The following is a 24,278-nucleotide window of genomic DNA, read 5'->3' as shown; positions in this document are numbered from 1 at the left end:
TCCTGCGGGCCTGTTTCAGGCTCAAAACGGGCAGGTTCGGCAAAATCTCCGTCGAATTCGCTCCCCCCACAGCTGCCTAGACTGAGCTGGTTGGTTCGCGTGAGTGAACCGAGAGAGATCGGTGGACAGCGAATGCAGGAGTTTTTGGTGCGCCGGGCACGCACCACCGATGTGCCCCGAATCCAGGCGCTCGTGGCGCCGCTGGTGCAGGAGCGCATTCTGCTCGGCAAGGAAAGCGTCGTCTTCTATGAGGCGGTGCAGGAATTCCGGGTGGTCGAGGATGCCGACGGCACTCTGATCGGCTGCGGCGCCCTGCACGTGATGTGGGAGGACCTGGGCGAGGTGCGCACCCTCGCCGTGACCGCCGACCGGCTCGGCCACGGCGTCGGCCACGCGCTGATGGACCGGCTCGAAGCGGATGCTCGCGAGCTCGGGCTCAGCCGCCTCTTCTGCCTGACCTTCGAGGTGCCATTTTTCGCCCGGCACGGCTTCACCGACATGGGCTCCGAAACGGTCGACCCGCAAGTGTACGCCGAGCTCGTGCGCTCGCACGATGAGGGTGTCGCCGAGTTCCTCGACCTGGCCCGGGTCAAGCCGAACACGCTCGGCAACACCCGGATGGTCAAGCGGCTCGACTGACCGTCTGAAAGCTGACCGCAGTGGGCAGAAGACAGCGAGAGACTACCCGTTCAGGTGCCGCTCAGGTGAGGGTAGTTCTGGAGATTTCTGCTCATCCGAGCGAAACGCTCAAATTCACTGATTGTTACTTCGCAGGTAGCGCACTGGCAACACCGCGTCCGTAGCATGGCGATCACTGTCGATCGTTAATAGCTGAGGAAAACTATGTCGCCTGCACCGAACAGCCGTCTGAAACTGGCTTTTTCTGCTCTACTCGGAGTGGGGCTGGTCGCCAGCCCCCTGGTGGCCCTGCCCGCCTTCGCCGACGTCGGCGGCACCGGGGTCGTGATCAACGAGGCCTACCTGAACGGCGGCAGCACGGGAGCGACCTACCTCAACAAGTTCGTCGAGCTCTACAACCCCACGGACGCTGCCGTCTCCCTCGACGGCACCTCGCTGCAGTATCGGTCGGCCACAGGCGCGGCGAACCCGTCCGGCACGCTTGCACTGAGCGGCTCGATCCCCGCCAAGGGGTACTACCTGGTGCAGGGAACGGCCAACTCGACCAGCGGCGCGGCGCTGCCCACCCCCAACGCCACCCTCGGCTTCTCTTTCGGCGGCGGAGGCGGAACCCTCTTCCTCGCCAGCCAGGCCACGCAGCTGACGGCCCCGGCCACGGGATCCCTCCTCAATGCCCCGGGCGTCATCGACCTACTCGGCTACGGCACGTCGCTCACGTTCGAGACCACGGTGGCGTCCGCCGCATCCGTCACCACCGCGCTCACCCGCGCCACGGGCCTCGACACTGACGTCAACTCGGCCGACTTCATCGTCGCGGCTCCCACCCCGACGAACGCCGCAGGCGAGGCCGCGGCGACCCCGGTCGACCCGACCGCGACGCCCACCCCGACGCCCACCGCGACGACTCCGCCCGTGCCTGCCGCCGCCCTTGCGATCAACGAGATCCAGGGCTCCACGGATGCCGGCGCCCAGACCGGCAAGGTCGTCACGACGACCGGCGTCGTCACCGCCACATATCCCACGGGCGGTTTCAAAGGCTTTTACTTGCAGACCCCCGGCACCGGTGGCGCGGTCGACCTGACCACGCACACCGCGTCCGACGGCCTCTTCGTCTACACGAACGCACTGGCCGCCCCGGTCACGGCAGGCGACTACGTCTCCGTCACCGGCACCGCGAGCGAGTTCTTCGGCCTCACCCAGATCACGATCACCGCGCTCAGCGACGTGACCGCGTTGGACAAGGCCGGGATCGTCGGCCCGGTGCCGGCCACGGTCGGCCTCCCGTCAACGGATGCCGCACGTGAGTCTCTCGAGGGCATGCTCGTCTCCCCGCAGGGCGACTTCACCGTCACCAACAACTACGCGACCAACCAGTACGGCGAGATCGGCCTCGCGGCCGGAACCACCCCGCTCGTCGGCCCGACCGTCACCGCCCGCCCGGGAACGGACGCGTACACCGCGGCCGTCGCCGGCAATAAGGCGCGCGCGGTCACCCTCGACGACGGCGCCACCACCAACTTCTTGTCCAGCATCAACAAGGACAAGCCCGTCCCCTACCTTTCGACGACCAGCCCGGTGCGCATCGGCGCGGCCGTCACGTTCGCGACGCCGGTCATCCTCGACTTCCGCAACAGTGCCTGGAAGTTCCAGCCGACCACCGAACTGGTGCCTGCGACCGCCGCAGCCGTGCAGCCCGCAACCTTCGCCGACACCCGCACCGCGGCACCTCGATCGGTGGGCGGCGACATCCGTCTGGCCACCTTCAACGTGCTCAACTACTTCGCCACCACCGGGGACTCGATCACCGGCTGCAGCTACTACACCGACCGGGCCGGCACGCCGATCACGGTCAACAGCGGATGCGACGCCCGCGGCGCGGCCACCCAGGTCAGCTTCGAGCGCCAGCAGGCAAAGATCGTCTCGGCGATCAACGCCCTCGACGCCCACGTCATCACGCTGGAAGAGATCGAGAACTCGGCCCGCTTCGGCAAGGACCGCGACTTCGCCCTCGCCAACCTCGTCACCGCCCTGAACACCGACGCGGGCAGCCCGGTTTGGGCGTTCGTACCCTCACCGGCCGCCCTCCCCGCCAGCGAAGATGTCATCCGCACCGCATTCATCTACAAGACCGCCGCGGTCGAAACCGTCGGCGGATCGACCATCTTCGACGACGCCGCGTTCGTGAACGCCCGCCAGCCGCTCGCCCAGGCGTTCCAGTTGGTCGGCGACGCCGGCAGCAGCTTCCTCGCGATCGTCAACCACTTCAAGTCGAAGGGTTCCGGAACCGGCGCCGACGCCAACACCGGCGACGGCCAGGGAGCCTCGAACCTGTCCCGCGTGAACCAGGCGACCGCGCTCGTCAAGTTCGCCGACACGCTGAAGACCAGTACCGGCATCGCGCGCGTCTTCCTCACCGGTGACTTCAACGCCTACGACCAGGAAGACCCGATCAAGGTCATCACCGACGCGGGCTACCTCAGCCAGGAGGCCAAGACCGGCGAGTACACCTACGCGTTCGGTGGCACCGTCGGCTCGCTCGACCACGTGTTCGCGTCACCCGAGGCAAATGCCGCGGTCACCGATGTGGACGTCTGGAACATCAACTCGGTCGAGTCCGTTGCGCTCGAGTACAGCCGCTACAACAACAACGTCACCGACTTCTACGTGGCCGACGCGTTCCGCTCGTCGGACCACGACCCGGCGATCGTCGGGTTGGACCTCGCCAGCCCCACCGACGTCGACATCAACCTGCTCAACATCAACGACTTCCACGGGCGCATCGACGGCAACACGGTGAAGTTCGCCGGAACGATCGAGCAGCTCCGCGCGGAATACGGAGACGCGTCCACTTTGTTCCTCTCCGACGGTGACAACATCGGCGCCTCCCTGTTCGCCTCGGCGTCGCAGGGCGACAGGCCCACCATAGACGTGCTGAACGCGCTCGGCCTCAAGACCTCGGCCGTGGGCAACCACGAGTTCGACCAGGGCTTCGCCGACCTCACCGGGCGCGTCGCCGACGCCGCCGACTTCGACTACCTCGGCGCGAACGTCTACCTGCTCGGAACGACGACCCCGGCGATGCAGGAATATGCGATCTTCGACGTCGACGGCGTCTCGGTCGGTGTGATCGGCGCCGTCACCAAGGAGACCCCGGCGCTGGTGTCGCCGAACGGGATCGCCAGCCTGAGCTTCGGTGACCCGGTAGCCGCGGTCAACCGGGTCTCGGCCCAGCTCACCGACGGTGACCCGGCCAACGGCGAAGCCGACGTGCTGATCGCCGAGTACCACGAGGGTGCCAGCGCCGGAACGCCGGACAACGCGACCCTCGAGCAGGAACTCGCCCTCACCGACAGTGCGTTCGCAGTGATCGTCACGCAGACCTCAGCCGAAGTCGACGCGATCTTCACCGGCCACACGCACAAGCAATACGCGTGGAACGCACAGCTGCCCGGTGCGCCCGCCGGCATCACCCGCCCGGTGCTTCAGACCGGCAACTACGGTGAGAACATCGGCCAGGTCGTGCTGAACTACGACATTGCCTCCGGTGACACCACGACCGTGAAGAACCAGAACGTCAAGCGCTCGGTCACCGCCGACGCCACCCTGGTCGCCGCCTACCCGCGGGTCGCCTTGGTGAAGACAATCACGGATGCCGCGCTCGCCCAGGCGGCCGTCATCGGCAACCAGCCGATCGGCTCCGTCACCGCCGACATCACCCGCGCCTGCCTCGGTGGCACCGCACCGTGCGCGGAGAACCGGGCCGCACCATCGGCGATGGGCACCTTGGTGGCCAACTCGCTGCGCGAATCGCTGGCTGACCCGCTCAAGGGCGGCGCCGAAATCGGCGTGGTCAACCCCGGCGGCATGCGCGCCGAGCTGCTACTCGCACCGGACGGCGTCGTCACCTACGCCGAGGCCAACGCGGTGCTGCCGTTCCTGAACAACCTGTGGACGACCAGCCTCACCGGGGCCCAGTTCAAGACGGTTCTGGAGCAGCAGTGGCAGCGTGACGCGGCCGGCAACATTCCGAGCCGTCCATACCTGCAGCTGGGCCTCTCCGACAACGTCAACTACACGTTCGACGCGAGCCGGACCGAGGGTGACCGCATTACGGGCATCTGGATCAACGGCTCGGCAATCGACCCGGCGCGCTCCTACCGGGTGGGCTCGTTCAACTTCTTGCTCACCGGAGGCGACAACTTTCGGGAGTTCAAGAACGGAACGGGCACGCGCGACTCCGGTCTCGTCGACCGGGACGCGTGGATCTCCTACATCACGGCCAAGAGCCCGCTGACGCCGTCGTTCGCCACCCGCCAGGCCAGTGTCACGGGTGTCCCGACCGTGGCGGTCGAGCGCGGCGCCTCGGTCACGTTCACCGTGGGCAACCTGAACCTGAGCTCGCTCGGCGCGCCGAAGAACACGGCAATGTCGTTGGTCTGGGCCGGCAGCAGTGCCGGACTGGGAACGGCAGCCGTTGACGCAACGGGTGCGGCGACGGTCACCGTCACGGTGCCGCAGGATGCCGCGGCGAACAGCGTGCTCGAACTCACCACCACGGAGTCAGGCACGATCGTGCGGGTGCCGATCACGGTCGTTGTGCCGGTTCCGCCGACGACTGAACCGGTCGCCGCCAGCCCGAAGGCGCTGACCAAGGCACTCAAGAACGCGATCGTCACGGACGCGGCCACGTATGCCGCGGGTGCCCCGGTCACGGTCGACGTCGGAGTGGCGCGTGCCGGTGAGTTCGTCTCCGTATCGCTGCAGTCCAAGCCAGTGGAGAACCTGGGCGGCTGGCTGCTGGTGAACGCGCAGGGTGAGGTCAGAACGACCCTGCCGGCCGACACCCGTGCGGGCAAGTACAAGCTGGTCGTGCAGGACGAGAATGATAACGTGCTCGGCTGGACCGAGATCAGGGTCGACAAGGCGCCGCGCGGCCGGTAGTACCGCCCGGAGCAAACCGGACCGGCGCGGAACCGAGCCTCTCGAGGTCGGCCGCGCCGGTTCGGCGTTTCCCGCCCGACACGCGCATGACACGCACAGCATTGCCGGCGGCGCCGGTATACCTCGCTAGCCTTGGGTAATGTCGACGATCAAACATCCGGTCGGCCCCCAGTCCAGCAAGGTGTACTGGCGCCGTCGTCTCGTGGTGGGCCTCGGCCTGCTCATCGTGCTCGCCCTCCTCATCCTGGTCATCTCGTCCATCGTGCGCCCGGCCGCCGGCACCGGTGTGCCCGACAGCACTCCGGCGCCCGCGGCCGAGGCGGCCGGAGCGGAGGTCTCCGCCTCCGACCCGGCGGCCGACCCGGCCGCGTGCGACCCCGCATCCGTGCAGATCGAAGCGACCACCGACGCGGTCAGCTACGAACCGGGGGCGCAGCCGATGCTCTCGCTCAGCGTCACCAACATCGGCGACGTGCCGTGCGTGCTGAACGCGGGCACGGCGACGCAGGTGTTCACGGTGTCGAGCGGCACGGATGTCTACTGGACGTCGACCGACTGCCAGCAGGAGCCAGGCGACGCCGACGTCAGCCTGCAGCCGGGTGAACCCGTGAGTTCCGGCGAAGCGATCGCCTGGGACCGCACCCGTTCGAACCCGGACACCTGCGGCGAAGCCAGCCGCGATGCCGCGCCGGCCGGCGGAGCGGCCTACAACCTGACCGTGAGCGTCGACGGCATCGAGTCGGTGAACCCGAAGCAGTTCTTCCTCTCCTGATACCGGCCCGGCCGCCGTTCGCTCGTGGCGTGCCCCCCAAGGGTCGGATTCGGCGTGTCACTACCGCGCCAACTGGTTGAATGGAAGCCGTGACTGACGCTACTCCACCGACGCATTCCCCTGCCCTCGCTGCCGCTCTGGCCGCCCAGGATGTGGTCGCTGTGGCCTATGCCCTGCGCAACGATGTGATGATCGTGCCGCAGCTGGTCGTCAACGGGCAGGCGGAACAGGTGCGGGTCTTCGGCCGTGAAGGCACCGACCGCCGGATGCTGCTGCTCTTCTCCTCCGCCGAGAACTACGCCCGCATGGTTCCCGACGAGATCGATCCGCAGATCATGGTCGGTGACGCACAGTGGCTTCGCGAATTCCTCACCGTGCACCAGCAGGTGCTCGAGATGGTGTTCTTCGACGTCGCCGGTCCCCATGTCATGCAGGCCGCACCGGCGGACCTGATGCGCGCCCTCGGCCCGCTGCCCGGCGAGGAAGAAACCGGCACGAGCGAACCCGGCGGGTAGCGCCCGACTGACCCCCTCAGGCTGGGGGTCCCCAGACCCCCGGCCGCGGAGTCGGCCCGCGCTAGGCTGGCGCTAGACAGTGTTCGGCCCGCTCCCGAAGCGGAATCCGACGGACTTTTCACGGTCAGCATTCAGCCTGTCAGGGAGCAGGTCAATGTGGTGGGGACCGAACAGGGTCTGACCGACGCCCGCCTCGCGGGCGTCGAGCGACAGTACTGGATCGACCGCAATGTCGCCCTCCAGGACGCCGAGGCCTGGCTCGCCGAGTTCGGCGACGGGGAGCACGGAGCGACTGCGCGACGGCTGCAGGTTGTCGTCGCGGCTGTGCGCATCCGTCGCGGCGACCCGAGTCAGAGCGCCGTTGACGTGCAACAGATCCTGAGCTGGGCGGAGCAGCACGGCGAGCTCGCCCTGCAGTCGCGCTGTCACGACGTGCTCGGTTCCGTGTTCGAGATGGTGGGCGACCGCGCCCTGGCCCTGGAACACGCCGTCGCCGCGAACGACCTGCTCGAGGAGTCGGAGGTTCCACTCATGCGTGCAGCCGCCCGCAAGTGCCTGGCCGACGCGCTCGGCTCGGCCGGGTCCCTCGACGAGGCGCGCCGCCGCTACGACGATGCCCTCCGCCTCGTGATCGATGACCCCGAGACCATCATCCGCTACAACATCCTGAACAATCTCGCCTACACCGAATACCTGGCCCACAACCAGGTCGAGGCCCTCGCGGCCGTGGAACAGCTGATCGGCCTGTCCGAGGTGGGCGACCGACAGATCGGCATGTACGCCCTCGACACGGTCGCGCGCGTCTACCTGACGGCGGGGCGGCTGGACGAGGCGGAAGCGAAGCTGCTGCCGGCTATGGACCCGGCCGTGGGCAACCTGCATCCCGACGGGTCCGCAGTGGCCCTGGTCACGCTGGCCGAGATCTATCGCACGCAGGGCAATCTGGCCCGAGCGCAGACCGTCATCGACCGGTGCCGCGAGCTGTCCCAGCGGTTCGGGCTCACCCGCTGGTCGACGGAAGCGGCAAGGGAGCAGGCCGAGATCCATGCGGCCAACGGCGATTTTCGCGCCGCGTTCGAGGCGTACCGGCACTTCCACGAACAGTCCGAGGCGCTCGGTGCGAGCGAGAACGAGTCGCGCGGGCGCATCCTCGAGGCCATGTTCCAGACCGCGGAGTCCCGCCGAGAGAGCGAGCGGTACCGAGAGCTGGCTGAGCGCGATCCGCTCACCGGGCTGCACAACCGCCGGTTCGTCGACGAACACCTCAGCGCCGCGCTGATGCGCCTGCGCGAGGGTGGGCCGAGCGTGGCCATCGCCATGGTCGACCTCGATCACTTCAAGCGCATCAACGACACGCTGTCGCATGAGGTCGGCGACACTGTGCTCCGCGAGGTGGGCAGCATCCTGATCGCCGCTGCGGCATCCGCGGCCGACGGCATCGCCGCACGCCTGGGCGGCGAGGAATTCCTGCTGATCATGCCGGGGATTGACGCCACCGAGGCGCACCGGCGTTTCGAGGCGGTCTGCCGCTCGATCGCTGATCACGACTGGTCGCCGATCACCGGCGCCCTGCCGGTGACCGCGAGTCTCGGGATTGCCCTGGCGCCTGCCGACGGCCAGCAGAGCTCGGACCTGCTGCGCGCCGCCGATGTGCGTCTGTACGTGGCCAAACGCGACGGTCGCAATCGGGTCGTTCACGCCGCCATCGTCTCCACGTCGACCCCGGAGGCGGAACTGCTCGAGGCCCGATGATCACGGTGGGTCGGGCTTCCCGCTGGTCGAGCGCCCGGTGGTTGAGCTTGTCGAGACCCCGGTGACCCGAACCTGCCGCTCGCCCGGGACATCCGTGGCGGTCCGCGCCGGATGCTCCCTGCTAGAACGCGCGGTCGAGCTCGGCGTCCCGTGCGGACTGGCCGGTCGCGATCGCCGCAGCGACCGCGGTGCCGATCGCGCCGGCCTCGGCATCGAGTCGGATGGTGAAGCCGAGCCGGGCGGCCTCGGCTGCGCGCAGCTTGGCCGCTGACACCGGTCGCACCTCGCCGGCGAGGCTGATCTCGCCGAACGCCACGGCCCCTTGAGCGATCGGCTTGTCCTTGAACGCGGACGCGATGGCGAGGGCGATGGCGAGGTCGGCGGCCGGTTCGGTGAGACGGATGCCGCCTACGGTCGACACGTAGACATCCATGCTGCCCAGCCCCGACAGGCTCGCCCGGCGCTCGAGCACCGCGAGGAGCATCGCCACCCGTGAGGAGTCCACCCCGTTGGTGACGCGGCGGGGGTTCGGGGCCTGGGTCTTGATCACCAGAGCCTGCACTTCGACCGGCATCGCCCGGCGGCCCTCGAGTGCCACCGTGACGCAGGTGCCGGACACGGGGGTGGAGCCGCGGCTGAGGAACAGCGCGCTCGGGTCGGGCACCTCGGCGATGCCGTCGCCGGTCATCTCGAAGCAGCCCACCTCGTCGGTCGAGCCGAACCGGTTCTTGAGCGCCCGCACGAAGCGCAGCGCGCTCTGCCGGTCGCCCTCGAACTGGCACACTACGTCGACAAGGTGTTCGAGCAGGCGGGGACCGGCGATCGAGCCGTCTTTGGTGACGTGCCCGACGAGCAGGATGGGCAGGTTGCGGTCTTTGGCCACCCGGATCAGCGTGGAGGCCACCTCCCGCACCTGGCTGGGCATGCCCGCGAGGCCGTCGGAGAGCGAGCTGGCCACCGTCTGCACCGAGTCGACGATGACGAGGTTGGGTTGAATGGCGTCGATCTGGCCGAGGATGGTGGCCAGGTCGGTCTCGGCGGCGATGTACAGCTCGGGTTGCAGCGCCCCGGTGCGCTCGGCGCGCAACCGCACCTGGCTGACCGATTCCTCGGCGCTGACGTAGAGCACGCGGGACTTGGCGGCCGCTGCCTTGGAGGCCACCTCGAGCAGCAGTGTCGACTTGCCGACGCCGGGCTCGCCGCTGAGCAGGATGACCGAGCCAGGCACGATGCCGCCACCCAGCACCCGGTCGAACTCGGCGATGCCGGTAGGCCAGTGCGAGACGGCCGTGGTGTCGACGTGAGTGATCGGGCGGGCGACGCCCGCGCCGGTGACGCTGGCCGGCTTGAGCGCGCGGGCCAGGCTCGCCTTCTCGGTGGTGTCCACCACGGTGCCCCACTGCTGGCATTCGCCGCAGCGGCCTGCCCACTTCAGGGTGGTCCAGCCACACTCGGTGCAACGGAAGGAGGAAACGGGTCTGGCCATTCTGCGAGCCTAGCTCGGGCCGCTGACACCACCCGATTCCGAAGTGTTCGCCACCGGAGTCGACGCGGGTTCCGGCGTGGGGGAGGGCCGGCTGGCCGGCACGGCCGAGGGCAGGCCGGCAGGCGCGTTGGGGGCATTCGGCCCGGCCAGGTCGGCAGGCCGGATGCCCCGCACCAGATGAGCGCTCAGCGCCGGAACGAACGCCTCGGCCCAGGCCCGGTAGCCGCGGTTATTGGGGTGGAACAGGTCGCCCGCGACGTGCGTGGCGACGCTGCGCAGCCCGAGCCGCTTCGTCGTGGCGTGGAGCGGCACCACGCGTAGCTGGTACTCCGCGGCCACCTGGCGGATGATGCGGTTGGCGACGGCGACCATCCGTTCGTTGCGGGGCAGGTGGAAGCAGGGCAGGTCGGCGACCAGGGCGTGCGGGGGCAGCGCCGCGCAGACCTGCCGGATGCCGGCCTCGAAGACGGCGGTGTCCCAGAGGGCGATGTCGTTGGCGCCGATCGCGACCGTGACGATGTCCGGGGTGAGCTTCGCGAACGTGGGCAGCTGGTCGCGCACAGCCATTTCGACGGTGGCGCCCGACACGCTCAGGTTCACCACGCGCACCGAGCGGCCGGTGGAGAGACGGATGTGGTCGGTCAGGATTCCGACATAGCCGCGGTGCGGGGAACTCGCCCCGATCCCCTGCGCGGCACTGTCTCCGATGACGGCGTAGATCAGCTCGCCCTTGTCTTTCGCGCGGGCGCGCCACCAGAGAGAGTGCACCGGCAGGGTCTCATTGAGAATCACCGAGCTCTCGGCGATGCGACGCTGGAAGCCCCGGTAATTGACCACGGCGGCGGCGCCGAGGCCGGCCGCTGTGGCCAGGGTTCCGGCAGTGAGGGCAAGGGAACGGAGCCTGTGGTTCACGGTGATCACCCGGTGAGAATACCGCTTCGTGCTGGGTTCTCGTCGTTCAGGGCCGTTCGGGGCCGTTCAGGGCCGTTCAGACACGGATGTTCGCCGCCGCGATTCGCGCAAGGCCCCCGATTTCAACTAAACTCTCCCTCGGTACCGTGTCCGAGCGGCCGAAGGTGCAACTCTCGAAAAGTTGTGTGGGGGAGACTCCACCGTGGGTTCAAATCCCACCGGTACCGCCACAGGGGTTATTCTTGGAACTGGTTGATTCTGTTCCTAGAACTCGTCCCAAAACGAATGGCCTCCGAGATTTCGGAGGTCATTTGTCGTTTCCGGCGTGGGTGGCGCGTGGTTTCCCGCTCATGCGGGCTGGTGGGCGCGGATTAAATGACAACGCACGGCCAGGGATGCCCGAGAGGCCGTTTTTCGGCGCTGCGGATTGTCCTGGTCGTGCGGTGGAGTGATGAGTGGCGGCGTCGGTGTGCGCGGTTAGGTTCGGAGCGGCGGGTCGAGTTCCTCGCCGGCCGGGGCGCCGGGGAGCACCTTGAGTGGCCACTTCGCTTTGTAGTTGGATATGCCTTCGCGGTCACGGCGGCGCGTCTTCCGCAGGGGCCCCAAGTTCTGACCGGTCGTGTTGCTCTTGGACGTTCGGGTTTCGCGGTCAGTGAGGAAGGTAACGATTTTTCTGATGTTGGCCGACACGAGCAGCATGGTCGCCATGATCTGGTGTGCGGCGAATCCGCGGATTCGGCGGCGTGCTGGAGTGTCAACTGCTTCGTGTCCGACGTCTTTCACGTAGGCGTGGTAGCTCTCGTCGGTGTTGCGGCCGATGCGGTACGCGTCGCTCCATTCCTTCGACTGGTACCGGAAGAGTTGTGCGTCGCGGATGCCGTCTTCGGGTCCAAAGTCCACCGAGGTCTGCGTGCAGATTAAATCGGGGGCCTCTGGAACATTGCCCTTAAGAACGGCGATGCGGATTTTATCGGTCGCGTTGCGGTGGAGTTCGCGTAGGGGGCATTCCAAGGTCGCGTTCGGACCGACGGCGGGGCACATCATCGGTGTGTGCCCCCGTGCGTCAGGTTTCTCCTTGGGGCGGAGCTCGAAGGCCGTTCGTTCGTCGAGCCGTTTCCGGTAGGTGTCGTCGTCTATCGTGTGGGCTTCTGCATCGACCGAGGCGTTGAGGAGATCCTCTGGGGTCCCGGCGCAGTAGTGGCGGCCTTCGACCTGCTTGGCACCGGCTTTGCCTCCCTTGACTCCCAACCCGGTCTTCTTGTAGTCGGTGATGACAGACCACCCCATTTCCTTGACTGGGATGTGCAGGGATTCGGGTGAGAGGGTCGCGAAGTAGAGGCGGTCGGCGACGACGGTTCCGGGGGTGTGGCCACGGTCAGCAATGGACTGGAGGACCCGCACGGTTTCACTGGCGACGTGCTGAGTGCCCGGCAGACTCATTGAGAATCCGAGGGCGATGTTGGGGAATTCGGCCTGGTTGACGGGGCGATTGGGTACCAGAACGGCGATGCTGGCAGCCCGACCCCACACGAAGTCCTTGTCTGGTTTGCTTGCCGGACCTGACTCCTCGCGTCTTTCCGCGTTAATCGGGTACCAGCCGGAGTCCTGTTCGAGGACGAGCTTGTCCGAGTAGTTCTTGCCGGTTTTTGGGTTGACCCTCAGCTCCAGGCCGGTTTCCTTGTCGACAGGGGAGCGCCCCCGCGGGCTGGCTGCGACCATGGGAGTCTGGTCAATTCCGACAGTGGTGTGCTGATTGATGAGCCTCCGCACATCGCGCGGTAGGAGCCGAAACGTCATTTCCAGGAGCGAGTCGGAAAACCAGTTGAGCCGTTCCCGTCCCTGCGCGACGACCTCCGGGTCGCGCAGCTCGACGATTCGGTCACGCTGAGATCGGTTGGTGAGTCTGTAGAGCGGGGTATCGGGGTAAGGGTCCATGAGAGCTTTCATGCGGTGGAATGCGTTCCACGCGGTGTTGTACCAGCGCCTCGCCTCCGTGCGTCCTCTCGCCGTCCCGGACAAGTTGGCGGGGAGACCAAGGAAGACACGCGCTTCCTTGGTCAGGCGACGATGCAGGACGGCTCCCATCTCCGTGGCCCAAAGGGGGGTGTGCTCGCGTGCGAGGAGGAGCAGGACGATGAGGATGACGCGGTCATCAATCTTCGGGGGGCGTCCGCCGGGATGCCTGCCTTGGCGGGCTTCCTGACGCCACGTGGCGAGTTGCTCCAGCATCTTGGAACCGTCGATCATCGTGGCGGCTCGGCGTACGTCATCGAGGTCAAACTTGGATGTCCGGCCCGAGGTGGTCCCAATGGCGTCGTCGAGGAGATGCTCGAACGCGGTGCTCTCCTGCACCTCGTCGTGCACCTCGAGGGCGCCGTCCGTGATGCCGCTCATCGAGTCGGCTCCGCTCCGGAGATGAGGTGGCGGACTTCGACCATGTCATCTGGAGTCATGGCCCGCACGTAGGGCGCGAGCGAGGTTGGACTTGCCAGTCCGGCTAGCTCCAGCAGGATGTCTAGTCTGAGGCCGGCGTTGAGGTGCCGCACAATCCAGGTGGCGCGGAGCCTGGTCGCTGATGGCGTGGGTTCATCTGGGGCATCGATGCCGAACTGGTGGATCACGCGGGCCGGGTATTCGGGCAGACGGTAGCCGGCGAACAGCCACTCGCCGGGCTCGCGGCCATTGATGCCCGTAGCGAGGGCGCGGCGCCACTCGACGCGGAGCGGGACCGTGCGAGGGTGGTTGCCGCGCACGCTGACCAAAAGGTCGTCGCCGTCGGTGCTGACGTCGCTGACGCGTGCGAGGGCGATCTCTTCGGCACGCATGCCGGCTCCGGCGCCGAGCGCGAGGAGGACGTGTGCGTTCATTCGTCGCTCCTCGTTCGTGCGTCGCGCGGCAGAGCTTCGGAAGGTGATGAGATCCCGGTTGGCGTAGGGGCGCACCGAGGCTGGGTGCTTCCGGGTCTGACGGTCGGGCGTGGCGGCGGTGAAGTGCGTGACGAGGCTGTTGAGACGTTGCGCGGTCTGCTGCTGGTAGGTCTCGGCACGGGCAGGCATGACCTCGTGCACGAATCGGCGAATGAGCGCGGGCCGGAAGGCGGCTGCGGGATCCAGGTTCGCTGCCGCTGTCTGCCACAGCCAGTGGGCAAACTTCGCGGTCGCTGCAAGATAGTTCCGTGCAACACCACGAGTTTGGAGCCCGAGGCTCGTCACACTGTCGCGAACGAAGGATTCAATCGCCGTCCAGTGCGCGGCCGGCATCACGGCCACGTAATTGTCGATGACGCGCTGCACCGCCGGCGGGCTGACGGCGTTCATGCTTGGCCACCGCAGGGCTGAGCGCTGGACGGGAGGCCGCCGGATGGTCGGGTGACGGGGAATGTGTGCTGGGGGATGCTCATACAGGTTGGACATGCGGAGAATCTGGGCCGTCTCACCAGTGGATGCCCTTTTAGGGCACGGCGCCCGGTAGCGTAGACGTCCGTGACCAACCCACGTTTTCTCCCGCGAGCCTCCTGTGAGCCGACGACGAACTTCGGCACAGCGCGCCCCTTGAAGTGGAAGAGTCCTCGAGGGATGTCGGAGAGTGCGCTTGACCAGCTGGGGACGGCCATACGTCAGCACGCGCATGCCCTGCAGGTCCGAGCCGCCCTCGCAGCGGACGGTGTGACCATCGCGTCCTATGCGAAAGAGAACGGCCTCGACGAAACCCGCTTGGGGCGGATCCTTCGAGGCGACGTGATCATGAGGGTTGAAGACATGGTCAACGCGGAACGCAACCTCAAGCTGCGGGAACGACGCGCTGGCGCCGGAGAAAGTCCGGCCCAGCGCTGACGCGTCAACGCGGCGTGGCGACCGCATCTCGGAGCACGTTCCGGCAGTACCGGACCTCGGGTTCCCGGACAAACTTGAAGAACCGGTCCAGGGCTTCGGGCGAGTGCAGCCCGGCTGCTCGCATCAACGGAACGAGCGGGGTGCCGGCTTCCAGGTGCTGCACGATCCAGGTCGCGTGCATCCTCCGGGCCTGCAACTGGATCTTGCCTTCCGCCCGTGAGACGAAGTCCGTGATCAGATTCCGGTTGCCACCGGCGTGCTGCTCGCGGAACGCCCACGCCTCGTCCTGACATGCGCCCACTCGTTCAACGAGGGCCCGTTCCCATTCACGCAGCACGGGAACCACGCGGGCTCGCTCGCCACGCACCGTGATGAGTACGCCGTCGTCGTCGGCTCTGATGTCTCCAATCGTGAGGTTGACGATCTCTCGTCCTGCCAGGCCGGCGCCGAGTCCGAGGGCGAGTAGCGCCTCCGCGTTCGACCTCCTTTCGGCAGTGCTCTGGGCGATTGCCCAACTCTTTAGGGTCACCACCTCCCTGGCGGTGTACGGCGCCGACGGATCCGATCCGCCCAGCGGTCGCAAGACCGGTGGTGCCGCCGGGTCGAGCAGCGCCGCCGAGATCCGGAGGAGCCGGGAGCGCAGGGTGTTTCGGCTTGCCTTGCTCCCGTATTGCGTCAGGCCGACGGCAATGAAGCGCTCGATTGTGCGAACGGCAAATATCACGTTGCGTTCGAGGGGCATGGCGGCCGTCTGCCACGCCCACAAGGTCAGCGGGGTCGCCGCAGCGTACAGTTCCCTCTCGGAGTAGACCGTCCCCGGTGCGGCGTCAACGACAGCGGCGCGCACAAAATCCCCGATGTGGTGCCAATACCCTGCGTCTATCTGGGGCAAGTAGGCCTGTTCGCCTTCGTGGGTCATCGGGCACCCTTCCTCGTGCAGCCGATTTGCTGCAGCACACCTGGTTCACGTGCACCGTGGACTGACTGCTGCTTCTGAGCGGCGGTTTGAGGCTCTCTGAACCTCGCGGGGTCGACCTTCGTGGGCCCAGCCTCAGTCAGGCACGACACCGCCGGCTCCGGGAAGATCAGCACGGCTTATAGCTTCTATCGCGGCCACGATTGACGTGTTGGCCCAGAAGTAGTCGATCACTTCGTCCCACCCGTCGGTGTACATCGTCCATCGGCCGCGGTCACCGACCCGGAGAGCGTCGATCGACCGTAGCGGTCTGGCCCGGTCGTTGATCGTCGGTGGGGCGTTCACACCGGGGACACGCGTCACCGTACCGAGGTCCAGGTCAAAATAATGGCGACTGTCCCGCGTTACGACGCGCCACGCGCCACCTTCATCTCCGCGGAGTTCGTTCACGCGGATTGGTTCACTTTCCGGGTCGGCCATCATCAGTCCTTTCTGGTGCGCGGGTTTCAGGCTCGGCGGGAGCGCCGTTCCGGTAGAGGAATTCGAGCTCGAGGGTGGAAGCATTCAGGATCGCCAAGTCCACGCGGCAGGGGCCGTTCATGTCGAGCACCACCACTCGGGTTGGGTGGGTCTCCCCGGGCAGGGTGAGCTGTTGGTCGCAGAACCGGTGGTAGTGCCCTCCGAGGGTCAGTCGGGGTCGGGTTTGCAGGACCGCACTTCGAAACATGACCCGGCTTGCCCTTGCGTAGGCGATGTCGTTCGGCGAGAAGCCCAGTTCCTGGGCTCGTCTGTCCAGATCGGCCTCGTCCATCAGCGGCGCTTCATGACCGACGAGGATGTCAACACGCTCGGAGCCCAGTCGTCGGAGGTCTGATTCGGTGATCTGCTCTTCGGGCCACCAACTCACGCCCGCCTCACGGAACCGACGATCGATGCTGTTGGCGCCGCCCAGAGCAGCGAGCGTGAACTTCCCGCCGACCTCGGTGCGGTAGCCGCGGGGCAGGTGGCCGACGTTGGCTGCGAGCCACTGGATGCCGTCGGCATCGATGGGATATTCCGAGAGCTTGGGGTGCCAGTCGTGATTGCCGGCCAGGAAGAACATGGTCGACTGGTGCCTAGCGAGAGCTCGGGAGATCTTGTTGAGGTCGATCTGCCAGTTTCTTCCAGGCCACAGGATGCCCCAATCACCCAACTGCAAGATGACGTGCACGCCGCGGTCCGCGAACGTGCGGAAAGCCTGCAGGGCGTGCTCGATGTCCCCGTGCAGGTCGCCCATGACTCCGATCTGGGACGCCATGGACAGGGTCTGCACTTCGTAGGGCGGATACGAGGAGCTGGGGGCCGGGCGGTGCACACGTAGCTGCGGCGTCAAATCGTCGCGCGGGTCGTCATTCGGCGGGGGTGCCTCGCCGGCGTTCATAGCTCTAGCCGGATGCGCGGGATCAGACCGTAGTTGATGTAGCCGCCGACAAATCGCACCGTCTCGATCTCGGCGGCGCTGAGCTCCCGCGGCGGCCGCACCGGTTCGATGGTCACGATGGGAGAGCTGACGTAGCGGCCAGCGATTTGGCTGGCAGACAGCACCGTCACGCGTCTGCCGATCTCGACCGGGCCCATATCGGTGAACCTCAGCCACTGCTGATCACCGGGTAACAGCCGACCAAGCGGGCCAGGCATCCGCTGGTAGGCGCGCAGCCCCCAGTCCACGAGCAGGATCGAGCCGTGCTGGGTGGTCAGCCGGGTGATACCTGACGAGCCCGGCTCCATTGCGGACGGCTCATGTCCGGTGATCATGATTCACCCTTGCCTTCGAGATCGGCGGTTACCCGCTCAATCGCGGTCACGGCGGTGGATCGACGCGTCGTCGCATCCACACCCGGCACGGCCAGATCAATCAGCAACTGCATCGAGCATCCGACCGTGCACTCAACAATCCTCAGCAACCGGACAGCGCACCCATCACGCCGCAGACCGTGTTCCCGCTCGGGATCATCCGCGGCCGGGATCCGGCACATCTCGCACAGGTCTAGATCCAGGAGGTACGTCGAGCCGGACTCAGTGCGAACGGTGAACCGTCCGGTGACCTCGTCCATCAAGGTCCTCATCGAGAGCATGAGCCAACCTCCGTACAGCCGACCCGTCGGGCTTGAGGAGCACGAACCGACCTGGCGGCGGCGGGCGCGGTCGCCACTGGTCTTCGCGCCACGCGAGGGCCCGGAATGCAGTGCGGCTTCTCTGGTTGATCGGGCATTCGCGGGCCTCCGGCTCCTCGCGACAGCTCAGGGTGAACGGTCGGTGTAGGGACGCTAACCGCGTTTCCCCGGCCCGTGAGTCCGTGCAGGAACACACCTTCCGGTACCCCGCGAGACCGGTCCCGCGCATGACCCCTCCGACACCGCACGCCGTGCGGGTCGGAAAGGCGAACCATGCCCGCACAGAACCCCGTGGAGCTGCTCCACGCCGAATACGCGGAGCTTCACCGCCAGCCCGCCTCAACTCTTACTCCGGATCAGCGGCGATCGTTGGTCTTTTTCGGCAGTGAACTGGCGTCCCGTGGCGGCGTCCACATTCCCGCCACCGTGCCTCGGGATGTCGCCGGCTGGATCCGCAACCTCTTCGCTTTGGAGGCCTTTGTTCGCTGTGAGGGCCGTTTGCCGCGTGAAAACCGCCGCCTCCCCGATGGTGTGATCTCCGCCAACGAGAGGCAGCGGGCCAACAGTGTCCGTTCGCAGCGACGCGCATTCGTCGCGGGGCGCCTCTGCGCGTACCAGATGCGTCGGCTCCTCTGCGTCCCCGGCCTCAGCTTCCAGCCACTGGAGCGCGCCTGGCGGGCGAACTTCACCGCGTATGCCCTATTCACGGCAAGCCACGGCGACGCACCGAAACTCCGCAGCACACACGCGACTGAACGAGCCCTCGCCCGATGGGCCGCCAAAGCGCGCCTGGCCTATCGGGCCAACACCCTGTCCCCGGAGCGCGTCAGGACCCTGAACGGTCTGGACTTCTGGACCTGGGGCGCCCCGCGCCGCCGGGACTGAGCACCCCGTGCGGGAATACACTTCCCCCGTTCGCACCCGGCCGGCGGCGAGCAGTGCAGGATCAGACCATGACGGACAACATCGCCAATGACGGGCGCGACGCGAGCGGGACCCAGCGCCGTTCGGACGGAACTCGCTCCGGGGCTACGTCGGAGGGGGCTGGCTCCGCTGCCGGGGCGCCCGATACCTCGCCCCAGCTCGCCCGAGCACGGCGAGCCACAGCGGAGGCCTGGCGGCGTTTGGAGGAGCAGTATGGCCTCCTGACCAGCGATGAAGTAGCCGAGCGACTACGACTCAACCCGCAGAATCGAAACGTGGTGTCCTCGCTGAGGAAGGCCCGCAAGATCATCGGCGTGCGCCGCGGAAGCTCGTACCGCTATCCCGGATTCCAGCTCGACGACCAGTCGATCCTCCCGGTCATCGAGCCGCTTCTCGAGGTCGCGGACACCAACGCCTGGACGAGCGACGATTTGTGCTTGTGGATGCTCGGTCCCAACACTTATTTCGACAGGGAAGACAGACCGGTCGATCACCTTGCAGAACCGGAAGCGGTACTGGCCGCCGCGAAGCTGGCCATGGAGGCCAGGTGGTGACAAGCAGCGGCCAGTCCCATGAGGCGGCCGAGCCCTCGGATCCCGCTCCCGAAGCAGCCGGTCTCGAGAAAGCGAAATCAGGGCCGCATTCCTCCTTGATGGACCGGCATGATCCGGCGACATGGGCATCCCCGGTCGGCCCCTTCTACGACGATGGCGGCGTCATGCACCTGCTCGACCTGTCGCGGGAGGAGTTGGATCAATTGTCATAAGCCGGAGGGATACTTCGAGCGCGAACGCCGGATGGCGCCGCTGTCTACCCGAGGTTTCAATTCGGAGCCGTCCCCGCCCTCCTCAATGACCCATCCCACATAGGCGTAAGCCGGCCGTCTACGGACGCAGATCCGGCGCGAGTCAACCGTGGTTCCAAAGTCTCGGGGGGTTTGGGAACCCTCTTCGGGTCGGCGGGGATCGGCTCACGGGCATGCGGTGGCCCGGCCCTGTCGCCGCGACAAATATAGGCGGCGATCAGGGTAGAGGTCACCGAAGAGAATTCCGTCTGGGGCGGCGATCCCGACCGGACGTTCTGACCGCGCGGTGTGGCCTCCTCTAGGCTTCGCAGAAAGAACGCTCTGGGTCCACGGCCCGGAGGAAACGATGGGGAGAGCTGATGGATGCCAGTGGCCGCATTGACCGGAGCGATGTAGGGGCGAAGGCGTCACGATGAGATCGTCGAATTCGCAAGCACGTCGCGCGGCACACGCAGCGAAAGTTATCGCACGCAGCGCGCAGAGTTCCGGCACGGTCAAGTGCTATGTCGCGCCGTTCGAACACGCCGACGGAACGCCTGACTTCTGTCTCCGAGAGAAGGTGACACGGCGAAGGGTGAGGGTTGTCACCGACCAACAAATGCTTCAGCCCCTCGGGCCAATGGCGAACCTGCTGCAAGACTGTTACGCCCACGGCGGCGGGCTCATCGAGCCTCGAAGCCGTAAGGAGCACATAGCCATCGCTGGCACGATCGTCACTCAAAACCCTCGGGAAATACACGCATGGTTGGACGGCGAGTTTTCCGTGACGGTCGACATCCTGAACGCGGACATCGCCTCTCCACCTGTCTCAGTCTGGTGCTATGTCGAGGAGTACGACGTCGAGGACGAAAAAGTCACCGGCCGAAAGGTCGAGATGTACGGGAAGACCAAAGATCACTTGATCAAGTTCCTTGCCAGCCCGAGCTTCACCGGCGCAGACAAGCACATGCCCAACCTCTACGAGAAGGGCGGTTACCGCGATTACGTGCTCGTTTCTGGCGGGACCACCGTGGACTCGTATGACGTGCTTCTCTTCGAGGACGACGACCAGCTCACCTACCTGCTCGGCCCGACACCGGATACCGCGTATCGGGACGCCTTCCGGATTCTAGAAGAGGAGTCTGCGGCCGCGATGCACGCGCGTACCGCGCGGACCCACTTCGAGGGAGGCCGATACCGCGAGGCCGTGCTCTCGGCCCGTCTCGCAGTAGAAATGGCCTGCGGCGGCGGTGGTCCCGCTGTGAAGCGTCGGCTGGCTGATGCTCCCCAAGCCGTCTCTGCCGCCGCTGAGGCCCTTTACACAACGCGACACGTCGCCGTGCACGAGGGTGGTACACGCGTCGAACAGCCGGACGCGCTGCAAGCGATCAACGCGATGAAACGCATCCGTGACCACCTGGACTCAGAGAGTTCTGCTTGACCGGCCGCTGCGCGGCCGCGGAAGCTAGCGGCCAGCTATCAGGTTCGCGATGGACTGATCCAGGTGAGGGTTCTTTGGATCGAGGCCACTGGAAAACTGCTTCCCCTGCTCTCCCACAAGGCCGTGCTGCCATCCCCGGAAAAGAGTGTGCCACCAGCGCATCACGCTGAGGAGCATCCGCCGGCGACTCGCGACGAGGGTCTCTTCCGTCAGATTCGCCCATCCACCGCATTCCGTGACCGCGCGATGCTCGGCTTCATCCCAGGATGCCCACGGCGGATCGCCCTGAGCCTCCCGACCTCGCAACGCATCGAGATCGCGATACCTGCCCGAAGTTGCTGACCACCGATCCAGCGCGAGCAGAATGTCTCCCCAGTAGGGGTCGGTGAGAACCTCGTCGACGAGACCTCGCACGTAAGGCGCTGCTGTCTGGGACTCGACCAAGCAAATATCGAGTACTCTCGCGTTCAATTCACCAAGCGCGTGCCCAGAAGCTCCTGATCCGAATTTCGGGTCTACCTCTCGATCGTGGCTCTCTTCGTTTAGCCAGAACGTGACCTTGAGGACACGCTCTACCCCTTGTGACAGCTGCGTGAAGGCGCCACCGGGCTGCCGGGCCTGCCACTTCGGGCTCGCAACTTGGTTAAGGCCGAGGGCAAGCAGTTCCGTCGCTGTGGTGAGCTCGCTCGCAAGATGCAGCGCACGCATCACCTGGTCGCTGGGGCGGTTCACCATATGAGCAGACTATCTGCGAAGACCCCTCGCTCGGAGCTTGGCCGCAGATCAATCTGCGGAAGCCGATGGATCACTTGGTAGCGGGAAGGGTCCGTCCAATAACTACATTCACCAGGGCTGCGGAGATCACGAGGGCGAGTTGTTCGACGGCGCGCGCTGATCCGCGAGGCGACCTGACTGGTCGAGAAGCATGTGCAGGACGGTAACGACGCGACCGGTGAAGTAGTCGTACGCGTCCTCAGGTCGTTCGGCGATATGAGTCTCGTGGTGGCGGACGCGGAACCCTCTCTGGGCCAACTGAACTCGGGGCAGTCCTGTTACGCCGGAGGCGTCGTCGGTGATTGTTAGGCCGTAATTCTCACCACGGATGCTTCGCTGTTTGCAGGATTTCGGACGAAGCGACTGGCAGATGGCCCTCTAGAATCGGCCGTATGGCACTCATACATCAGGCCGAGCTGCGGCCGTCGAAGATCGAGCTCATCGAAGGATGGGTGCCGACCCAGCCGTGGTTTGAAGGCGACGCTGGCTCAAGGTTTGTGGGCGTTGGCTCGTTCCGCTTCGATGATCCCGATGGCGAGGTTGGCATCGAAACAATACTCGTCAGGGTCGGTGAGGGGCCGGTACTACAGGTCCCTCTGACCTACCGGGGCGCGCCGCTCGCGGGCGGCGATGCCTGGCTCATCGGCACCATGCAGCATTCCGTTCTGGGCCGACGATGGGTCTACGACGCTATTGGAGATCCCGCTTATCTGGCGGCGGCTGCAACGGCTGCGCTCACGGGTGGCGGCCAAGCCGAGCAGTACATCGAAATAGACGGGGTGAGAGTCCTCCGTGAGTCGACGGTCGACGTCGCTGGTAGCGGCAAGACCGATGGGCCCGCACCGTCGCTACCGCCGGCTGGCACGGTGTCCACACGGTACGAGTTCGGCGCTTCCGCCATAGAAGTGGGTGCCCTGCGAATCGTCGTGGTGCGGCGTCTGGCCTCTCAAGGACCTCAGCTGCACGGCTCGAATGGGCTCGACGCTTTGAACCACCATGGGAAGGCGCACATACTCACTGGCACTTGGACAAACCAGCCGAATCCGCAGACGCTCGTTCAGGCCGAGGCTCTCTGATCACATGCGGCGAGAATGAGCGCGGCCCGCCCGCTCAGGGGCATGATGAGCTGGCTTATTTCATCGATCTGACCACGACGCTGATTTCAGCCCGCACTGAGGGGGAAGGCGGTTTCAAGTGGTCGTTGCAACGATGGGCTGTGCTGGGTTTGAGAGTAGTCGTTGCATGGCTTGGGCGGGGGTGATTCCGCCGAGTGTTTTGCGGGGCCGGTTGTTGAGTTCGGCGGCAACTTCGCGCAGCCGATCGGGTGAGTGCTCGGAGAGGTCGGTGCCTTTCGGGAAGTACTGGCGGAGCAGCCCGTTGGTATTCTCGTTGGTTCCTCGTTGCCAGGGTGAGTGCGGGTCGCAGAAGTAGATGGCCATCTGAGTGGCCAACGTGATCTGGCGGTGCTGGGCGAGCTCGGTTCCCTGGTCCCAGGTCAGAGTTTTGGCCAGCTGCACGGGGAGCGTCTTGATGGCTGCCAGCAGGCCATCGCGGACCGTGATCGCACTGTGGTCGCCGGGGAGGTGGACCAGCATCGTGAATCGGGTTTGACGCTCGATCAGGGTAGCGATCGCGGACCGGCAGTTGGATCCCAAGATCAGATCTCCTTCCCAGTGACCAGGCACGGCCCGGTCGGCGACCTCCGCGGGTCGCTCGCTGATCATGATCATGTCCGGGATCTTGCCCGAGTTCTTCGCGGCCGGTCGTCTCGGACGTCGGATGGCACGGCCGGTTCGCAAGTGTTGGTGCAGGTCAGCGCGCAGGTGGCCGCGGCCTTGCACATGGAGGGCCTGGTAGATCGTCTCGGGGCTCACCCGCATCTCCTGCCGTTCCGGGAACGCCGAAGCCAAGTGATCGCTGATTTGCTCCGGGCTCCATTTCACACACAATTTGGCTTGGACCAAGGATGCCAGTTCCGGATGGTCGAACTTGCTGGCCTTGGGGCGGCGGCCGCGCAGCTCGGCCTGCTTCTGGGCCGCATAGGGCGCATACCTGGTCCGGGCCCGCGGCCCGGACTTGGATCCGCCTCGGGCCAGCTCGCGACTGATCGTCGCAGCCGACCGGCCGACCTGGCCGGCGATGACCCGGATGCTGGCGCCGGTCACGTGCAAATCCGCGATCCGGAGCCGCTCCTCCAGACTCAGGTATCGACCTGACAATTCCGGCTTGGGACGTGGAGCCCGCCCTCCGGATGCTTGGCGCCAACGCCGTCCAGTTCGTCGATTCACCCCCACAGCATCACATGCTGCAGTCAGGGTGAGACCCTGGGCCATCAACACCCAGAATCGCGCCTGCATTTCAACCAACTCATGCTTCAACCACATGGACAACACCTCACAACAAATTGGGTGTTGCAACGACCGGTTGAGCCCGCCG

The 24,278-nt window shown here is 66.2% G+C and carries 22 protein-coding genes and 1 tRNA gene; 12 read left to right on the top strand and 11 right to left on the bottom strand.

The features are described 5' to 3' along the window. Nucleotides 1–132 precede the first annotated feature (132 nt). From E3T25_RS04950 to E3T25_RS04930, 5 genes are all read left to right on the top strand, one after another. Nucleotides 133–639: an amino-acid N-acetyltransferase gene (locus E3T25_RS04950; RefSeq protein WP_104102407.1), complete on the top strand. Its 507-nt coding sequence runs from the start codon at nt 133–135 to the stop codon at nt 637–639. A gap of 204 nt (nt 640–843) precedes the next feature. Beyond that, the gene (locus E3T25_RS04945) at nt 844–5,580 is read left to right on the top strand and encodes an ExeM/NucH family extracellular endonuclease (protein WP_134372710.1); all 4,737 of its coding nucleotides are present in this window, start codon (nt 844–846) and stop codon (nt 5,578–5,580) included. A gap of 139 nt (nt 5,581–5,719) precedes the next feature. Next, entirely contained in the window at nt 5,720–6,352 is a 633-nt protein-coding gene (locus tag E3T25_RS04940; RefSeq protein ID WP_134372708.1) for a hypothetical protein, read from the top strand. Nucleotides 6,353–6,441: 89 nt separating this feature from the next. After that, the gene (locus tag E3T25_RS04935; protein WP_241973065.1) at nt 6,442–6,867 is read left to right on the top strand and encodes a dehydrogenase; all 426 of its coding nucleotides are present in this window, start codon (nt 6,442–6,444) and stop codon (nt 6,865–6,867) included. Between the two features lie 156 nt (nt 6,868–7,023). Continuing rightward, nucleotides 7,024–8,619, top strand: a complete 1,596-nt coding sequence (locus E3T25_RS04930; RefSeq protein ID WP_134372702.1) for a tetratricopeptide repeat-containing diguanylate cyclase — start codon at nt 7,024–7,026, stop codon at nt 8,617–8,619. A 121-nt stretch (nt 8,620–8,740) separates the two neighbouring features. On the opposite strand, the gene radA is transcribed toward E3T25_RS04930, so the two are convergent. Together radA and E3T25_RS04920 are read right to left on the bottom strand one after the other, a co-directional pair. Then, the gene (gene radA / locus E3T25_RS04925; protein WP_104102393.1) at nt 8,741–10,105 is read right to left on the bottom strand and encodes a DNA repair protein RadA; all 1,365 of its coding nucleotides are present in this window, start codon (nt 10,103–10,105) and stop codon (nt 8,741–8,743) included. 9 nt (nt 10,106–10,114) lie between these two features. Further along, complete coding sequence (locus E3T25_RS04920; RefSeq protein ID WP_241980634.1) at nt 10,115–11,026, bottom strand: SGNH/GDSL hydrolase family protein; 912 nt, start codon at nt 11,024–11,026, stop codon at nt 10,115–10,117. Between the two features lie 131 nt (nt 11,027–11,157). Here E3T25_RS04920 and E3T25_RS04915 point away from each other — a divergent pair. Next, nucleotides 11,158–11,247, top strand: a tRNA-Ser gene (locus E3T25_RS04915). Nucleotides 11,248–11,494: 247 nt separating this feature from the next. Here E3T25_RS04915 and E3T25_RS04910 read toward each other — a convergent pair. Further along, nucleotides 11,495–13,411: a hypothetical protein gene (locus E3T25_RS04910; protein ID WP_134372699.1), complete on the bottom strand. Its 1,917-nt coding sequence runs from the start codon at nt 13,409–13,411 to the stop codon at nt 11,495–11,497. Continuing rightward, entirely contained in the window at nt 13,408–14,334 is a 927-nt protein-coding gene (locus E3T25_RS16665) for a tyrosine-type recombinase/integrase (RefSeq protein WP_166785949.1), read from the bottom strand. Before E3T25_RS16665 ends, E3T25_RS04910 begins: the two co-directional genes overlap by 4 nt. Nucleotides 14,335–14,592: 258 nt before the next feature. Between E3T25_RS16665 and E3T25_RS16660 the strand changes: the two genes are divergently transcribed. Continuing rightward, the gene (locus tag E3T25_RS16660) at nt 14,593–14,850 is read left to right on the top strand and encodes a helix-turn-helix domain-containing protein (RefSeq protein ID WP_166785948.1); all 258 of its coding nucleotides are present in this window, start codon (nt 14,593–14,595) and stop codon (nt 14,848–14,850) included. A gap of 4 nt (nt 14,851–14,854) precedes the next feature. Here the strand turns inward: E3T25_RS16660 and E3T25_RS04900 are convergent, their stop codons facing one another. The 5 genes from E3T25_RS04900 to E3T25_RS04880 form a co-directional block, all read right to left on the bottom strand. Continuing rightward, nucleotides 14,855–15,769, bottom strand: a complete 915-nt coding sequence (locus E3T25_RS04900) for a site-specific integrase (RefSeq protein WP_134372693.1) — start codon at nt 15,767–15,769, stop codon at nt 14,855–14,857. Between the two features lie 132 nt (nt 15,770–15,901). Beyond that, a complete protein-coding gene (locus E3T25_RS04895; RefSeq protein WP_134372690.1) occupies nt 15,902–16,246 on the bottom strand; it encodes a hypothetical protein in 345 nt (114 codons plus the stop codon). Next, complete coding sequence (locus E3T25_RS04890; RefSeq protein ID WP_134372687.1) at nt 16,227–17,186, bottom strand: metallophosphoesterase family protein; 960 nt, start codon at nt 17,184–17,186, stop codon at nt 16,227–16,229. Before E3T25_RS04890 ends, E3T25_RS04895 begins: the two co-directional genes overlap by 20 nt. Beyond that, nucleotides 17,183–17,560, bottom strand: a complete 378-nt coding sequence (locus E3T25_RS04885; protein WP_134372684.1) for a hypothetical protein — start codon at nt 17,558–17,560, stop codon at nt 17,183–17,185. The genes E3T25_RS04890 and E3T25_RS04885 overlap by 4 nt, the downstream gene beginning before the upstream one ends. Beyond that, nucleotides 17,557–17,859, bottom strand: coding sequence for a hypothetical protein (locus E3T25_RS04880; protein ID WP_134372681.1), 303 nt, complete (start codon nt 17,857–17,859; stop codon nt 17,557–17,559). Before E3T25_RS04880 ends, E3T25_RS04885 begins: the two co-directional genes overlap by 4 nt. A gap of 333 nt (nt 17,860–18,192) precedes the next feature. On the opposite strand from E3T25_RS04880, the gene E3T25_RS04875 reads away from it, so the two are divergent. The 4 genes from E3T25_RS04875 to E3T25_RS04860 all read left to right on the top strand — a co-directional run bounded on the left by E3T25_RS04875 (nt 18,193) and on the right by E3T25_RS04860 (nt 21,068). Beyond that, a complete protein-coding gene (locus E3T25_RS04875) occupies nt 18,193–18,804 on the top strand; it encodes a helicase associated domain-containing protein (protein WP_134372678.1) in 612 nt (203 codons plus the stop codon). Between the two features lie 68 nt (nt 18,805–18,872). Next, nucleotides 18,873–19,397: a helix-turn-helix domain-containing protein gene (locus E3T25_RS04870; protein WP_134372675.1), complete on the top strand. Its 525-nt coding sequence runs from the start codon at nt 18,873–18,875 to the stop codon at nt 19,395–19,397. Further along, the gene (locus E3T25_RS04865; RefSeq protein ID WP_134372672.1) at nt 19,391–19,609 is read left to right on the top strand and encodes a hypothetical protein; all 219 of its coding nucleotides are present in this window, start codon (nt 19,391–19,393) and stop codon (nt 19,607–19,609) included. Before E3T25_RS04870 ends, E3T25_RS04865 begins: the two co-directional genes overlap by 7 nt. A 658-nt stretch (nt 19,610–20,267) precedes the next feature. Beyond that, on the top strand, nt 20,268–21,068 hold the full coding sequence (locus E3T25_RS04860; protein WP_134372669.1) for a hypothetical protein: 801 nt from the start codon (nt 20,268–20,270) through the stop codon (nt 21,066–21,068). A gap of 24 nt (nt 21,069–21,092) precedes the next feature. On the opposite strand, the gene E3T25_RS04855 is transcribed toward E3T25_RS04860, so the two are convergent. After that, nucleotides 21,093–21,803, bottom strand: a complete 711-nt coding sequence (locus tag E3T25_RS04855) for a hypothetical protein (protein WP_134372666.1) — start codon at nt 21,801–21,803, stop codon at nt 21,093–21,095. Between the two features lie 431 nt (nt 21,804–22,234). Here E3T25_RS04855 and E3T25_RS04850 point away from each other — a divergent pair, with 431 nt between their 5' ends. After that, a complete protein-coding gene (locus E3T25_RS04850; RefSeq protein WP_166785947.1) occupies nt 22,235–22,918 on the top strand; it encodes a CG0192-related protein in 684 nt (227 codons plus the stop codon). A gap of 114 nt (nt 22,919–23,032) precedes the next feature. On the opposite strand, the gene E3T25_RS04845 is transcribed toward E3T25_RS04850, so the two are convergent. Continuing rightward, nucleotides 23,033–24,199 carry an IS30 family transposase gene (locus E3T25_RS04845; protein WP_420898228.1) on the bottom strand — a complete coding sequence of 389 codons (1,167 nt, stop codon included), beginning with the start codon at nt 24,197–24,199 and terminating at the stop codon, nt 23,033–23,035. Nucleotides 24,200–24,278: the final 79 nt, after the last annotated feature.

The organism is Cryobacterium sandaracinum, from assembly GCF_004403415.1.
Taxonomy (GTDB): Bacteria; Actinomycetota; Actinomycetes; order Actinomycetales; family Microbacteriaceae; genus Cryobacterium; species Cryobacterium sandaracinum.
The sequence above is the reverse complement of the archived record's forward strand: the minus strand, read 5'-3'. Positions and strand labels throughout refer to the sequence as shown.

Excerpts from the sequence above, each read along its gene's own strand:
- E3T25_RS04950 (WP_104102407.1), top strand. The coding sequence starts at position 133 with ATGCAGGAGTTTTTGGTGCGCCGGGCACGCACCACCGATGTGCCCCGA.
- E3T25_RS04945 (WP_134372710.1), top strand. The coding sequence starts at position 844 with ATGTCGCCTGCACCGAACAGCCGTCTGAAACTGGCTTTTTCTGCTCTA.
- E3T25_RS04940 (WP_134372708.1), top strand. The coding sequence starts at position 5,720 with ATGTCGACGATCAAACATCCGGTCGGCCCCCAGTCCAGCAAGGTGTAC.
- radA (WP_104102393.1), bottom strand. The coding sequence starts at position 10,105 with ATGGCCAGACCCGTTTCCTCCTTCCGTTGCACCGAGTGTGGCTGGACC.
- E3T25_RS04910 (WP_134372699.1), bottom strand. The coding sequence starts at position 13,411 with ATGAGCGGCATCACGGACGGCGCCCTCGAGGTGCACGACGAGGTGCAG.
- E3T25_RS16665 (WP_166785949.1), bottom strand. The coding sequence starts at position 14,334 with ATGAACGCCGTCAGCCCGCCGGCGGTGCAGCGCGTCATCGACAATTAC.
- E3T25_RS16660 (WP_166785948.1), top strand. The coding sequence starts at position 14,593 with ATGTCGGAGAGTGCGCTTGACCAGCTGGGGACGGCCATACGTCAGCAC.
- E3T25_RS04900 (WP_134372693.1), bottom strand. The coding sequence starts at position 15,769 with ATGACCCACGAAGGCGAACAGGCCTACTTGCCCCAGATAGACGCAGGG.
- E3T25_RS04895 (WP_134372690.1), bottom strand. The coding sequence starts at position 16,246 with ATGGCCGACCCGGAAAGTGAACCAATCCGCGTGAACGAACTCCGCGGA.
- E3T25_RS04890 (WP_134372687.1), bottom strand. The coding sequence starts at position 17,186 with ATGAACGCCGGCGAGGCACCCCCGCCGAATGACGACCCGCGCGACGAT.
- E3T25_RS04885 (WP_134372684.1), bottom strand. The coding sequence starts at position 17,560 with ATGATCACCGGACATGAGCCGTCCGCAATGGAGCCGGGCTCGTCAGGT.
- E3T25_RS04880 (WP_134372681.1), bottom strand. The coding sequence starts at position 17,859 with ATGGACGAGGTCACCGGACGGTTCACCGTTCGCACTGAGTCCGGCTCG.
- E3T25_RS04875 (WP_134372678.1), top strand. The coding sequence starts at position 18,193 with ATGCCCGCACAGAACCCCGTGGAGCTGCTCCACGCCGAATACGCGGAG.
- E3T25_RS04870 (WP_134372675.1), top strand. The coding sequence starts at position 18,873 with ATGACGGACAACATCGCCAATGACGGGCGCGACGCGAGCGGGACCCAG.
- E3T25_RS04860 (WP_134372669.1), top strand. The coding sequence starts at position 20,268 with ATGGCGAACCTGCTGCAAGACTGTTACGCCCACGGCGGCGGGCTCATC.
- E3T25_RS04855 (WP_134372666.1), bottom strand. The coding sequence starts at position 21,803 with ATGGTGAACCGCCCCAGCGACCAGGTGATGCGTGCGCTGCATCTTGCG.
- E3T25_RS04850 (WP_166785947.1), top strand. The coding sequence starts at position 22,235 with ATGGCACTCATACATCAGGCCGAGCTGCGGCCGTCGAAGATCGAGCTC.
- E3T25_RS04845 (WP_420898228.1), bottom strand. The coding sequence starts at position 24,199 with ATGCAGGCGCGATTCTGGGTGTTGATGGCCCAGGGTCTCACCCTGACT.